This window comes from Microbispora sp. NBC_01389 (assembly GCF_045040095.1).
Classification (GTDB): domain Bacteria; phylum Actinomycetota; class Actinomycetes; order Streptosporangiales; family Streptosporangiaceae; genus Microbispora.
This window is the reverse complement of record NZ_CP109552.1, coordinates 4,532,137-4,545,016: the sequence shown is the minus strand read 5'-3', so window position 1 is coordinate 4,545,016 and position 12,880 is coordinate 4,532,137. Positions and strand designations below refer to the sequence as shown.

13 protein-coding genes are annotated in these 12,880 nt (G+C 71.6%); 6 read left to right on the top strand and 7 right to left on the bottom strand.

Features of this window, described 5'->3' with window-relative positions:
- Positions 1–607 precede the first annotated feature (607 nt).
- From OG344_RS20545 to OG344_RS20535, 3 genes are all read left to right on the top strand, one after another.
- The gene (locus tag OG344_RS20545) at positions 608–2,641 is read left to right on the top strand and encodes a DUF222 domain-containing protein (RefSeq protein ID WP_405084469.1); all 2,034 of its coding nucleotides are present in this window, start codon (positions 608–610) and stop codon (positions 2,639–2,641) included.
- A gap of 206 nt (positions 2,642–2,847) precedes the next feature.
- Positions 2,848–2,988: a hypothetical protein gene (locus tag OG344_RS20540; RefSeq protein ID WP_405084468.1), complete on the top strand. Its 141-nt coding sequence runs from the start codon at positions 2,848–2,850 to the stop codon at positions 2,986–2,988.
- Between the two features lie 4 nt (positions 2,989–2,992).
- Entirely contained in the window at positions 2,993–3,673 is a 681-nt protein-coding gene (locus tag OG344_RS20535; RefSeq protein ID WP_405084467.1) for an alpha/beta hydrolase, read from the top strand.
- A gap of 26 nt (positions 3,674–3,699) precedes the next feature.
- Here the strand turns inward: OG344_RS20535 and OG344_RS20530 are convergent, their stop codons facing one another.
- From OG344_RS20530 to OG344_RS20520, 3 genes are all read right to left on the bottom strand, one after another.
- Positions 3,700–3,879, bottom strand: a complete 180-nt coding sequence (locus OG344_RS20530; RefSeq protein ID WP_405084466.1) for a hypothetical protein — start codon at positions 3,877–3,879, stop codon at positions 3,700–3,702.
- A gap of 65 nt (positions 3,880–3,944) precedes the next feature.
- Positions 3,945–4,613 carry an NADPH-dependent F420 reductase gene (gene npdG, locus OG344_RS20525; RefSeq protein ID WP_405084465.1) on the bottom strand — a complete coding sequence of 223 codons (669 nt, stop codon included), beginning with the start codon at positions 4,611–4,613 and terminating at the stop codon, positions 3,945–3,947.
- A gap of 71 nt (positions 4,614–4,684) precedes the next feature.
- Positions 4,685–5,833: a lipase family protein gene (locus tag OG344_RS20520; protein WP_405084464.1), complete on the bottom strand. Its 1,149-nt coding sequence runs from the start codon at positions 5,831–5,833 to the stop codon at positions 4,685–4,687.
- Between the two features lie 132 nt (positions 5,834–5,965).
- Between OG344_RS20520 and OG344_RS20515 the strand changes: the two genes are divergently transcribed.
- A complete protein-coding gene (locus OG344_RS20515) occupies positions 5,966–6,547 on the top strand; it encodes a hypothetical protein (RefSeq protein WP_327044928.1) in 582 nt (193 codons plus the stop codon).
- Positions 6,548–6,603: 56 nt separating this feature from the next.
- A complete protein-coding gene (locus tag OG344_RS20510) occupies positions 6,604–6,897 on the top strand; it encodes a hypothetical protein (protein ID WP_405084463.1) in 294 nt (97 codons plus the stop codon).
- Positions 6,898–6,950: 53 nt separating this feature from the next.
- Here OG344_RS20510 and OG344_RS20505 read toward each other — a convergent pair whose 3' ends face one another.
- Positions 6,951–7,127, bottom strand: coding sequence for a hypothetical protein (locus OG344_RS20505; RefSeq protein WP_327044926.1), 177 nt, complete (start codon positions 7,125–7,127; stop codon positions 6,951–6,953).
- Between the two features lie 43 nt (positions 7,128–7,170).
- On the opposite strand from OG344_RS20505, the gene map reads away from it, so the two are divergent.
- The gene (gene map / locus OG344_RS20500; RefSeq protein WP_405084462.1) at positions 7,171–8,019 is read left to right on the top strand and encodes a type I methionyl aminopeptidase; all 849 of its coding nucleotides are present in this window, start codon (positions 7,171–7,173) and stop codon (positions 8,017–8,019) included.
- Between the two features lie 45 nt (positions 8,020–8,064).
- Here the strand turns inward: map and OG344_RS20495 are convergent, their stop codons facing one another.
- The 3 genes from OG344_RS20495 to OG344_RS20485 all read right to left on the bottom strand — a co-directional run bounded on the left by OG344_RS20495 (position 8,065) and on the right by OG344_RS20485 (position 12,159).
- Positions 8,065–10,059, bottom strand: a complete 1,995-nt coding sequence (locus OG344_RS20495) for a cytochrome c oxidase assembly protein (RefSeq protein WP_405084461.1) — start codon at positions 10,057–10,059, stop codon at positions 8,065–8,067.
- Complete coding sequence (locus tag OG344_RS20490) at positions 10,056–10,664, bottom strand: copper resistance protein CopC (RefSeq protein WP_405084460.1); 609 nt, start codon at positions 10,662–10,664, stop codon at positions 10,056–10,058. Before OG344_RS20490 ends, OG344_RS20495 begins: the two co-directional genes overlap by 4 nt.
- 202 nt (positions 10,665–10,866) lie before the next feature.
- Positions 10,867–12,159, bottom strand: coding sequence for a helix-turn-helix domain-containing protein (locus OG344_RS20485; protein WP_405084459.1), 1,293 nt, complete (start codon positions 12,157–12,159; stop codon positions 10,867–10,869).
- Positions 12,160–12,880: the final 721 nt, after the last annotated feature.

Sequence of the window (12,880 nt, the reverse complement as noted above, 5' to 3'; positions counted from 1 at the left end):
GGGCCTGCTGTATGGCCTGCTGTACGACGACATGGCCGGCTTCCAGATGGCCGATGGAAGCCCGCCGGTGCGGCGGGGTGCCTGGTCGGAGCGCTGGTCATCATGTACGCCCCGCACCGGTGAACGTCGTTCTCAGCCGGACGTGCCGTGGTTCGGAGAGGCCGCCTGGAGGGACCTGCGCCTCCACTTGTTGTGACTCCAGGTAATTGCCACGGTGGCTTGTTCTATACAGAGAGTGATGAAAGGATTAGGGTAAGAGTTCGAATCGCAGGAGCGATGGGAGGAGAGGCGCATGGAGTCTCCGACGTTCGACGTGCCATCGCCGCGTCCTCCGGCTGATCCCTGGTGGGCCAGGATCATCGACGGCCCGCCGGCCCAAAGCGCCCCTGGTGGCACTCCCCACCGCGCTTCTGGCGGTGCACCCACCGAGGCGTCCGGCACTGATCGGAGCGATGCGGGCCGGGATCGGGATCGGGATGCCGGTGGTGCGTCCGGCGACGTCCCCTGTGGCGCTGCGGGTGCTGCTTCTGGCGGTGCTAATGGTGCGGGGTCGTCGTCGTGGGTGGCGGTGGCGGCTGTTGCCGAGGCGGCCCGGGCGGTGGCTCTCGTGCCGGTTCCTGAGGCGGTTGAGGTGTGCCTGGCCGAGGCCGAGGAGTTGCTGTCGGTTCGCGACCGCATCACTTCGGCGCTGGCCGCCCGGGTCGGCCGCGTCCACCGGGCCGGAGAGGCCAAGAACCACGGGCATGCCTCCACCAAATTGTGGTTGCGCTCGGCTGGGGGGATGACCCCTGCGGGGGCGGGCCGGTTGGTGACGATGGGCATGGAGTTGGATCGTCTGCCGCAGGTGCGTGAGCGGTTCGCGGAGGGCAGCCTGCCTGAGGGGGTCGTGGAGGCGATCTGCACGGCCACCGCGGGGTTGACCGATGAGCAGGCGGCGACGGCTGAGCGGATTTTGCTGGAGTTGGCGGTGTCGGCGGGCGCGGCGGAGGTGGCCAAGGCAGGGCGGTACCTGCGGGCGGTGCTCGACCCCGACGGCCACGAGCAGGACGAGCACACCGACTTCGACCGCAGGTTCTTCCGGATCCGCAGGCGCAGGAACGGCGGGCTGGAGGGGGAGTTCTATCTACCGGTAGAGGCAGCCGCGCGGTTGCAACACCTGCTCGACGTCTACGCCAAGCCCAAGGCCGAAGGCGATGACCGCCCGCTGAGCGTACGTAACGCCGATGCGTTCATCGCATTCCTGGAAAACAAGATCGCGACTGAGCTGCTGGTGCTGGTCACCGCCGAATCCCTCCCCGACGACCCCACAGCCGACCACGCCACCAGCGACCCTGCAGGCACCAACCCGTCAGGCACCGACCCGGGTGACGACCCCACTCCGGCCCCGGACTCCTCAAGCAAGGAGCCTGACCTCAGCTCCGACTCCTCCGCCCCTGCGGCCAACGGCCCCGGCTTTGTCCCGTCGGACGCCGACAGCGAGCACTCCGATCCCGGGCACCCCGTGGACGGCCTGGGCAGCGAGCGCTTCACCAGCGACACGCCAGTCCTTGATGGCGAGCACCCGGACCTCGGGCACTCCGCGACCGCTCCCGGCAGCGAGGACCGTGCCGGTGATGCACCGGTACGCGACGGTGGGCGCTGCGGGAGCGACGTGCCCGAGCACTCGACCACGGGCGGCCCGGCCGCCGGCTGGCCGCACTTCGACTCGGCCCACGGCGACGAGCGTGCCGACCGCGGCAACCTCGGCGATTTCGGTGACGCCCGGGAGGGCCATGCCGACCAGGCAGAAATGCAGAGACACCGGGCGGGGAGTTCGCAGTGCACACCTTCGCGGCAGGCCCACGCCCCTGATCCCCCACCCGAGCACGGCGACACTCCTGACACCCAAGCCGAGGATCGCCCCGCGAAGGACTGTCCTGGGGGCTGTCCGGCTCCCGGCTGCCCTGGCGGGGATTGCCCTGTCGGCGATTGCAGGGCGGGGGACTACCGGCATGCCTTCACGCCGGGTGAGGTGCGCGGAATGCCGGGGGCGGGAGCCGATGCCTGGCCGGGAGCGGAACGCAACGCCCCGCCGGATGGGGAGGGCGACAGCCCGCCGGAGGCCGGCCCCGACGCTCCGCCGTGGGCGGGAGGCAGCACCTGGCCGGGGGCGGGAGGCAATGCCCGGTCGGGAGGTGAGGTCTGGCCGGGGGTGGGGGGCAATGTGCCGCCGGGGGTGTGGTTGCGGGGGTTGCCGGGGCTGATCCTGGCGACCGGGCACCTGCTGCCCGCCTCCAGCGTGCACCGGCTTGCCCGCACCAGCACCCTGGTGAGGATCGTCATGAACGCCGCCGGGCAGGTCCTGGACATGGGCCGCAAGGTCCGCCTGGCCACCCCGGCCCAGCGCCGGGCGGTCTTCGCCCGGTACGCCACCTGCTGGGTCGACGGCTGCCCCCTGCCCGCCACCATGTGCCAAATCGATCATTGCGACAACTGGTGCAGCGGCGGGCTGACCGACCTGAACCTGCTGGGGCCGGCGTGCCAGTTCCACAACCGCGACCGCTACCGCCACCCCACCCGCTACACCCGCCGAAAGGTCGGCGACGACCGCTGGGCCTTCACCTACCGCAACCCCCGCACCACACGGCGGGTGAGGACATGACGGGGAAGGGGCCGCGGACACATGTGATCGAAAACGCCCTGTTCACAGCGGACGGTAACACCGAGCCGATCGCCGACGCCATCGAGCGCGGGCTCCACGAGGGAGCCCGGCCTGTCCACTGCGGTGACCCTCCGTACGGCTGAGCAGCTTCACCGGACCGCGAGGGGCTGGCGAGCATCGCTCCGGCGGCGTACGCCCCGGAGGAGATGCGGATCGGCGAGCGGGAACTCTACGTCTACTTCCCCGACGGGCTGCGGCGTCCCAAGCTGCCGCCGCTGCTGGAGAAGCCGGCCGGTTACGCGGCGAGCGGAGACCGATCCCGTCGCCGCCGCCTACGGCGAGGATGAGGGAATGGATGTCAGCTTTCTCCTCGTGCACAGCCCCTCCGTCGGTCCCTCGACCTGGGCGCCGGTCGCCGAGGCCCTCCGGGCGCGCGGCCACCTCGCGGTCGTGCCGCCGCTGACCGACGTGACGGCCGGCCCGCCGCCGTACTGGCCGGGCCTGGTGCGGCAGGTGACGGCGAGCGCGCCGCGCGGGCCGCTGGCGATCGTGGCGCACAGCAACGCCGGGCTGTTCGTGCCGCTGATCGCCCAGGCGCTCGCCGGGCAGGTCGCCGCGTGCCTGTTCGTGGACGCCGCCCTGCCGCCGCGCGACGGCGCGTGCCGTGCGGCGGAGCCGGAGCACCTCGGCTTCCTGGGCTCCCTCGCCGACGACTCGGGCGTCCTGCCGCGGTGGACCGACTGGTGGCCCGAAGAGGACGTCGCCGCCCTCCTGCCCGACCCCGTGACGCGCCAGGTGGTCGTGGCCGAGCAGCCGCGCCTGCCGCTCGCGTACTACCAGGAGGAGATCCCCGTGCCCGCCCGCTGGGACCACGTCAGGAGCGGCTACCTGTGGTTCGGGGACGCGTACGCCGCCCTGGCCGGGAAGGCCGGTGAGCGCGGCTGGCCGGTCGCGCGCATCCCCGGCGAGCACCTGCACCAGCTCGTCGCCCCCGAGGCGGTGGCCGACTGGCTCGTCGCCACCGCCGTGTGACGGGCGGGCGCCTCCAGCGGGCGCCCTCAGCGGGCGCCGAGCGGGCGAGGGAGCCGGACGACGACGAGGCGGTTCGGCACGCCGCTGTCCACCAGCCTGCCGTCGGGGCCGAAGTCGCCGAGGCCGAAGTCGTTGTCGTTGGCCAGCGCGATCGTGCGGGAGTCGAGCAGCGCCAGCCCCTCGATCTTGCCGGGCAGCGACGGCACCAGCGCGTTCGGCCACCTTCCGGCGGCGCAGGTCGAAGGTGAGGATGCGCCCGATCCGCGGATGGCTAGACGTCGGTGACCCGGAGGCCGGCGTGGGCCTTGTACCGGCGGTTGACCGAGATGAGGTTGGCGGTCAGCGCCTCGATCTGGTGGGCGTTCCGCAGCCGTCCCGCGTAGATTCCACGCGCGCCGGGGATGCGGGCGGCGAGCGCCCGCACGACGTCGGTGGCCTCCCTGTCGTCGCCGAGCACGAGCACGTCGAGGTCGATCTCCGCCACCGAGGGGTCGAGCAGCAGCACCGCCGACACGTGGTGGAACGCCGCGACCACGCGGCTGCCGGTCAGCACGGCCGCCGCCTGCTGGGCCGCGCTCCCCTCCTCCACCTGCAGGGCGTACGCCCCCTGCTTGTCGAAGCCGAGCGGGTTCACGCAGTCGACCACGATCTTGCCGGTGAGCGGCTCGCGCAGCGCCTCCAGCAGCGCCCTGTGCCCCTCCCAGGGCACGGCGACGATCACGACGTCGGCCTCGGCCGCCACGTCGGCGTTCGCGGCCCCCCGCACGCCGATCTCCCGTGCGGCCTCCTCCGCGCGCCCGGCGCTGCGCGAACCGATCAGCACGGTGTGACCGGCGAGGGAGAACCGGCGGGCCAGCCCCTTGCCCTGGTCTCCGGTGCCGCCCAGGATGCCGATGGTCAGCCCGGACACGTCGGGGACGTCTGTGGTGTGCTCAGCCATGCCTCAGATCATGCCAGCAGGCCGGGGGCGGGGAACCACCCGGGCGGGGCGCGTCCGGGGGCGCGAGCGGCTCAGCAGTTGCCGACGGCGGGCAGCCCGGCGACCCGGGTCGCCAGCCAGGCCACCGCCAGCGGGGCGCCCTCGACCGCGCCGAGCACGTGGCTGCCGGCCGGCAGGCCGGTCCACAGGACGTTCGCCCCGCGCGCGCAGTAGTCCCGCCGCAGCGTCCGGCCCAGCCCGTACGGGATGATCTCGTCGCCCGTCGCGTGGTACAGGAACAGCGGCGCCTTCGGCGCGGACCCGCCGAGGCGGTTCTCGGCGAGGCGTGCCCGCCACTCCGGCAGGTTCAGCAGGTCGGCCGTGGTCAGCTCCGACAGGCGCCGCCCACCGAGCTTCGCCCGCAGGTCGCTCACGCAGTCGTCCCGCGCGTCGCCGAACAGCGCGGCGCCCTCGGCGGTGAGGTGGCTCTCCAGGCGCAGCTCCGGATAGGCGGCGTCCAGCCCGAGGCCGGCCGCGGCGGCCAGCCCGAAGTTCTCCGTGCCGTCCAGGTGATCGGCCACCGCCCGCAGGTCGGCCGGGACCCCGCCCGCGGCGACTCCTTTGAGCCGAAGCTCGGGCGCGTACGACGACTGGAGTTGGGCCGCCCACGCCGCCGACGAGCCGCCCTGTGAGTAGCCCATGACCACGACCGGCGCGGCGTCGGACAGGTTCGCGTCCGGCACCCGGACCGCGGCCCTGATCGCGTCGAGCACGGCGTGCCCCTGGGAGAGGCCCGCCATGAACGTGTGGTCGCCCGGCGTGCCGAGGCCCTCGTAGTCGGTCACCGCGACGGCCCAGCCCTTGAGCAGCATCAGGCTCATGATCGCGAGCTCGGCCTCGGTGCCGTTCGTCATGGCGGCCGAGGGGGCGCACTGGTCGCCCAGGCCGTGGGTCCCGACGGCGTAGCCCACGACGGGCCGCCTGCCCAGGAGGTAGGGGGCGGCCGGCACGAGAAGGGTGCCGGAGACGACGTTCGGCCGGCCCGTCGCGGAGGTGGAGTGGTACCGGAGGTGCCAGGCCTTCACCGGCACCTCCAGCAGCCGGCCCGGCGCGAGGTAGACGGTGGTGGCACGAGCCTCCACGACGTCCCCGGCCGAGGTCGCCCGCGCGGTGCCGCCGAGGGCGGGCAGCAGGAGGAAGACCCCGATCATGGACACGAGGGCGCGGACGCGCAGGTTCATCGAGCCGCCTTCCGGCCGTTGGGCGCACATGACGATCTCAGCGCCGTGGGCTGATCGTCATCCTCCGGTAACGGTGTGTCAAGAACCGGATCGGCGGGACTTCACTCGTGTCTGTCAGGCACGATGACGTTCATGGACGCCGCATCGGTGAATCTGCTGCGGGAGGTGCTCGCCTCCACCGGCTGGCTGGAACGCACGCGCGAGCTCGGCCTCGCCCTCCGGGCCACCAGGTCGCCCGGCGGGCTCCTGGTCGTCGGCACCCCCGAGGACGAGCCCTGGCACGTCACCGCCCATCTCGCCGACGAGGCCCGGCTGTCGGGTCTCAACCAGCTCTCCCCCACACTCGTCCGCTGGGCGCCGCCGCCCGGCGCTCCCCCTCATCTGCGCGTCGGCATGGACCGGCTGCGGAGCGCGGGGCGGGGCGAGACGCTCTTCGTGGTGGCCGAGCAGCGGGCGCCCGTGCCGCTGCTGGAGCGCGTGGACGACGCCCGCCGCACCGGCGCCACGATCCTCGCCGTCGACGGCGGCGATCCGGAGCTGGAGTCGCTCGCCCACGACGCGATCGCCGTACCGCCCGAGGGGGGCGTGCTCAGCTTCGACGCGGCCCAGCACCTCGTGAGCAGCGCGGCCGGTGAGGTACGCCGTCGGGCCGGCCTGCGGGACCGCCTGGCCCTGCTGGCCGACCGCATCACCGGCCCGCGCGTGAGCGACTGAGGCGAGCGGCGGGATCATTGGGGCATGAGCACTTCTCCGGACGGAGGGCCGTCCTGATGTCCGCCTTCATCACGATCATCGGCACCGTGGGGGCCGTCGTCCTACTGGCGGCGTACGCCATGGTGTCGTCGGGCCGGATGTCCGGGGACGGGCTGCCGTACCAGCTCCTCAACCTCGGCGGGGCGGCCGCGCTGATGGTCAACAGCGCCTACCACTCGGCCTGGCCCTCGGCGATCCTCAACCTGGTGTGGAGCGGGATCGGCGTGTGGACGCTCGGCCGGCTCGTGGCCCGCCGCGCGGCGCGGCGCCGGGCGGCCGGGGTCCAGGCCGCCGACACCCCGGCCGGCTGACCCCGCCTACGCCGGCCCGTGCAGACAGACCCGCGTACGTCAGGGGATCGGGGTCAGTCGTCCCACTCCTTGTCCTGTTCCTTCCACTTCTTGTTGCGCTCGGCCGCCGTCTGCAGGGCGTGGGAGGCGGCGTCCCGGGAGTCGTAGGGCCCGAGCCGGTCCTTGTTGGGGCAGCCCTTCTCCGGCTCGACGGTCATGTGCTTCAGGCAGAACCACCATTGATCGCTCACGGCACTAATCGTGCCCAGTGGAAGCGCAACTAGACTTGGCGGCATGTCCACGCTGCTGCGCCCCGGGCGTATCTCGCCCACCCGCAAGGTCCCCGCCCACATCCCCCGCCCCGAGTACGTGGGCAGGGCCGAGCCCAGGAAGGGCGACAGCGACGTCCAGACCCCCGAGACCATCGAGAAGATGCGGATCGCGGGCCGGATCGCCGCGCAGGCCCTGGAGGAGGTCGGCAGGCACGTCGCCCCCGGCGTGACGACCGACGAGCTCGACCGCATCGGCCACGAGTTCCTCTGCGACCACGACGCGTACCCCTCGACGCTCGGCTACCGCGGCTATCCGAAGTCGCTGTGCACGTCGATCAACGAGGTGATCTGCCACGGGATCCCCGACGACACGATCTTGCGCGACGGCGACATCGTCAACGTCGACATCACCGCCTTCATCGGCGGGGTGCACGGCGACACCGACGCCACCTTCCTCGTCGGGGACGTCGACGAGGAGTCGCGCCTGCTGGTCGAGCGGACCCGCGAGGCGACGATGCGGGCGATCAAGGCGGTCGCGCCGGGCCGGCAGCTCAACATCGTCGGCCGGGTCATCGAGGCGTACGCAAAGCGCTTCGGCTACGGGGTCGTCCGCGACTTCACCGGTCACGGCATCGCCACGTCGTTCCACTCGGGGCTGATCGTCCCCCACTACGAGGACACGTCGCTGTCGGTGACGCTGGTGCCCGGCATGACGTTCACGATCGAGCCGATGCTCACGCTGGGCACGATCGACTACGAGATCTGGCCCGACCGCTGGACCGCCGTCACGAAGGACCGCAGGCGCACCGCGCAGTTCGAGCACACGATCGTGGTGACGGAGACCGGCCACGAGATCCTGACCCTGCCCTGAGGCCGCCCCGCGCCGGCCCGCGTGAGCCCGCGTAAGCGTAAGTGGTCAGCGGGACCGGTCGCGCCGGTTCAGCTTGGACAGGTAGTCGTTGTAGGCGTCCAGTTCGGCGTCTCCGGTGCCGCCGCCCGATTTCGCCGCGGCGGCGTCGGCCCGGCGGTCGGCCCGGCGGGCGACGCGCTCGTCGGCGCGCCACCACTGGAAGCCCAGCGCGAGCAGCACGATCAGGGTGGGGATCTCGCCGAAGCCCCAGGCGATGCCGCCTCCGGTCTGCTGGTCGGCCAGGGACGAGGCGCCCCAGGTGCGCCCGAGCTGGTCGTAGTACGTGCCGGCCAGCACCGTGCCCATGCTCATCAGGGCGATGCCGAAGAACGCGTGGAACGGCATGGTCACCATGAGCAGCAGCAGCCGCCCGGCGTGGGGCAGCTTGTGCGGCGCCGGGTCCACGCCGACGATCACCCAGAAGAACAGGGAGCCGCTCAGCAGGAAGTGGGTCGTCATCGCGATGTGCCCGAGATGCTCCTCCATCGCGGCGCCGAACAGCGGGGTGAAGTACAGCGCGAACGTCGACACCACGAAGATCGCCGTCGCGATCGCGGGGTGGCTGACGAACTTCATCACCCTGCTGTGCAGGATCACCGTGATCCACTCACGGGGTCCGCGGTCGCCGCGCCGTACGGCGGGCTTGAGCGCGCGCAGCGCCAGCGTCACCGGCGCGCCGAGCACGAAGAAGATCGGGACCAGCATCGACAGGATCATGTGCTCGGTCATGTGCACGCTGAACAGCACGGGCGCGTAGCGCGCGATGCCGCTCTGGGTGCTGAGCACCAGGATGACGACGCCGAGGAACCAGCTCACGGTGCGGCCCACCGGCCACTTGTCACCCCGCCGGGCCAGCCGCACGACCCCCGCGCCGTACAGGCCGGCCAGGGCCGCGGCGAGCACGGCGAAGAACAGATCGAACCACCAGAGCGTGAACAGGTTCGCGAGCGACAGCGGAGGCGGGATCAGGTAGCCGAGGAGCTCGAACGCGCGGTCGACCGGCGTGTCGACGGGCGGCGGGGCTGTCCTCGACAGGGCCACCGCGACCCCCATCGTCGCGCCCATGAGCACGACCTCGCCGAGGGCCAGGCGCAGGAACGCGTGCGGCTCGCCCGCCGACAGCCGCGGCAGCGTACCGCCCCGGTGGCGCCATCCCAGGAACCCGAGCCCGGCGAACGCGGCGACCTTGACGAGCAGGAGCAGGCCGTAGGGTGAGGTGAACAGGTCGCCGATCGTGGCCAGGCGCGAGGCGCCGGCGGCGACGCCGGAGACGCCGACCCCGGCGAAGCACCACAGCGCCATCCGCGAGAAGCGGGTGGCGGCGATGTCGACCTGCGCCTGCCCACGCAGGGCGTGGAAGCAGAGCGCGGCGAGGCCCCCGACCCACAGTGCCAGGAAGAGCAGGTGCATGGCGACGGAGGTGGTGGCCAGGCCGTGGTTGGGCGCGGAGGAGGAGTGCCCGGTGAGCGCGGGCGGCAGGAGCGTGACCAGCGCGAAGACCAGCAATCCGGCGGCGGCGCCCGTCGTGATCGCGCCCCGCGCGAACAACGCGATGGCGACGGCGAACAGCACGACCAGGGTCAGCGCGATGCCCTGTGGGACCTGGCTGGCGTAGCTGGTGAGCTCGTTGCCGGCGAGGATCTCCCCCACCGGCGCGCCGAGGGTCTCCGACAGGCTGAAGACCAGCGCCACCGCCGCGGCCACCGCCCAGGCCAGCGCGGACCACGAGGCGCCCTTCACATAAGTCTGGGCCGGCCTGCCGAGCAACCCCTTGTCGCTGGGCAGGAAGGCCGCGGCCACGGCCAGCAGTCCCACCGTCACCACGCCGGAGACGTCCATCGCGAGCTTCGACAACGGAAGCATCCAACGCGTCAGCGTGCCCTCGTCGGGCAGGCCGGGGATGATCCTCGGGGTCGCGGCGCCGCCGACCACCATCGCGACCACGAGCGCGCCCGCCGTGGCGCACAGCGCCGCGACGGTCAGGCGGGCGACCCTGCTCACGGCTTCTTCCGCAGGCTCAGGAACATGCCGATGCCGATCCCGGCGATGCCGAAGACCACGGCCCAGAGCCAGCCGGGCACGCCGCCCCCCTCGTCGTCGGCGGTGTGGGACGCCTGTGCCATGCCGGACCCGGCGTCGGACCCGGCGGCGGACGACGTGCCGGGCGCGGCGGCGGGCGCGGCGGCCGTGTCCTGAGGCTCGGCCACGGAGGTCGCGCTGCCCAGCGCCTGGTCACCCGTCACCGTGAAGGGGATCTCCCCCTCCAGGGGGTGACCGTCGGGAGAGACCACCCGCCAGGCGATCGTGTAGCGGCCCGGCGGCACCTGGTCGGCCACCGCCTCGGTGACCTTGGGACCGTCGACGGCCGGAGCGCCCTTCTCATAGCGCTTGCCGTCCTCACCGCGGACGATCACGACCGGGAAGCGCACGGACTCCGCGAACTCCAGGGTGACCTTGCTCAAGGTCGTGACCCGGGCGTTCTTCTGCGGGTCGCTGCTCTTGAGCGAGGTGTGCGCCTGGGCCGGCAGGACCGGGGCCGCGCACAGCAGGAGCGCCACCAGGAACGCGGCGAGGCCGGCGAAGGCGGCGAGGATGGGTCTCTTCATGACAGTCCCAGGCTACCGACGCGTGTGTCCGGTCCATACCCCCGCACCGGAAGACGGCAACAACCTGTGCTATCCCCTGCTCAAGAGCCCGGCCGCACAGACGGAGCCGGGCCGGAGCGCCATACGCTCCGGCCCGGTACGTCAGGTCTACACGGGGCCTATATATGAGGCCCCGTAGACGAGCGATGCGACGGGACGCCCGTCACAGCCCGGCGCAGGCGAGGGCCCGCTGGTAGGCGGCCACGCTCTGCCGGTCGTCGCCGATCCGCCGGCGCATCTCGCCGATCGTCATCCAGTCCTCGGCCGTCTTCCGGGTGGGCAGCGCGCTCTCCAGCCAGTCACTCACAATGTCCAGTTCGCCCGCCGCCTTGTCATCCTCATGCAGCAGGAAACGCGCCTGGCTGAGGAGGAGGGCGGCTCGTGTCTCCAGCCACCCGGAGGTGCCGCGCACCAGGTCGACGGCGGCCTCGGCGTACTCCACGGCCTGCTCGGGATAGTGAAGAACGATCTCTGCCCACGCAAGAGCCAGCGCGCACAGGGCTCTGTCGAAGGTGCTGGTGGCCGCCCCCTCCATCTCTCGCTGCGCCCGGAGCAGGAGATCGCGCGCCTTCTCCGACTCCTCGGGGTGCAGCCTGAGGACCATGTTCGCGTACGCCTGCCGGAGGCGCGCCAGGTTGCGCGGCTCTCCGGTCTCGGACTGGATCGCCAGCGCACGCTCGATCAGGGCGAGAGCCTCCTCACCGCGTCCCGTCTGCTCCGCGACGAGAGCGGCGTTCCAGGACGACGCGACGGCGGCCCGCGGGGAGCCCAGGGTCTCGGCGGCCGCCAGCAGTTCGGCGGCGAAATGCCTGGCCCGCAGCATGTCGCCCCGGCGCAGATAGACACTCAGCAGCGTGGCGCCGAGCTCGACCAGAGCGTCGTTCCACCCGGAGCGGGACATCGTCTCCAGCGCGTGCTCGCCAACCTGGACGGCGGCCGAGTAGTCGCCCCGCTCCCGATGGCAGCGGCACAGCGCCAGGGCCACGGCGACCTTGCGTTCCTGACTGATCACCTCGGTCTCGGACTTGCCGAGCTCCTCCAAAACGGAGATCGCCTCGGCGACCTCTCCGCACGCCTCCGAGGCCAGCGCGTAACCGTAGCGGGCCTCCACCCGGAGCGAGGCCAGACCCAGGAGGTTGCCGTCGGCGAGCAGTTCGGCGTACCGGCGGCGGGCCTCGGCGACTTCGCCGTTCTCCAGCGCCATGCGGGCGAAGCTGAGGCCGACCTCGAGGTCCTCCATCTGCTCGGCGGTGACGCCGTTGACAAGATAGGTCAACGAACAGTCGAGCTTCTGCGCGAGTAGTTCCAGAACGGCGGGGGTGGGCGTGCGCTTACCACTTTCGATCAGTGATACGTAACTATCGGAGAGTTCAGGATGTGCCAACTGCGCTTGCGAGAGCCCCCGCTGCCGGCGAATCGCCTTGATGCGCTGTCCGACCAGATCTTGCGCGGCCATTGGCAACTCCTGGAATATTGTAGGCCCGGCAGTCAGAGCTGATGGGAGATCCACCGTGCGCCGCCTTGCCCTACTCGTTCTTACCGTCATCATTTCGGCCCTACTGGCCGTTGGAGCCGATGCTACGCTAGCCAGTGCCGCTACGTCTCCTGCGCTGACGAAATACCTCACAGCGTGCGAGTGCTGCTGACCACGGCAACCGTACGGCCTCCGCGCCCGGGACGCCGGCGACGAAGATCACTGGTCGTCCGGCATCACGCGCTCTCTCCGGCGTCCCGGCACCCTCCGCGGGAAATGAAGGCCGTCGCCATGCCGACACTTTCGGGGACATACCGAACGCCACATTCGGTCTGATAAGTCAACCCCCGGAGGACCCCTTACCGATTCCCGGAAAAGAGAACCATTTTCACGGGACATTTTGGCCACCATTCTCCACGGGCCGGCAATCAAATTCGGCGTCATATTCTCCCGCCTGGCCTGCACGAATTCAGGGGGCCACGAATGGGGAAGTATTTCCCGGTCCTCAATAGGCGAGAGCGGACGCCGCGCAGCCCTCCCCACCCTGCCGCCGCCGCCAGGGCCGGGGCATCGAGTCGCAGCCCCCGCGAAGCGCCCTACTCTGGTCTTAGCTCCCGAAGCGACGCAAAGGCCATCAAACCGCCGCTAATCAGGCTCCCGAGCCCAGCGTGCCATGCGCTCCCGCCGAGTGGCGCTCCATCGC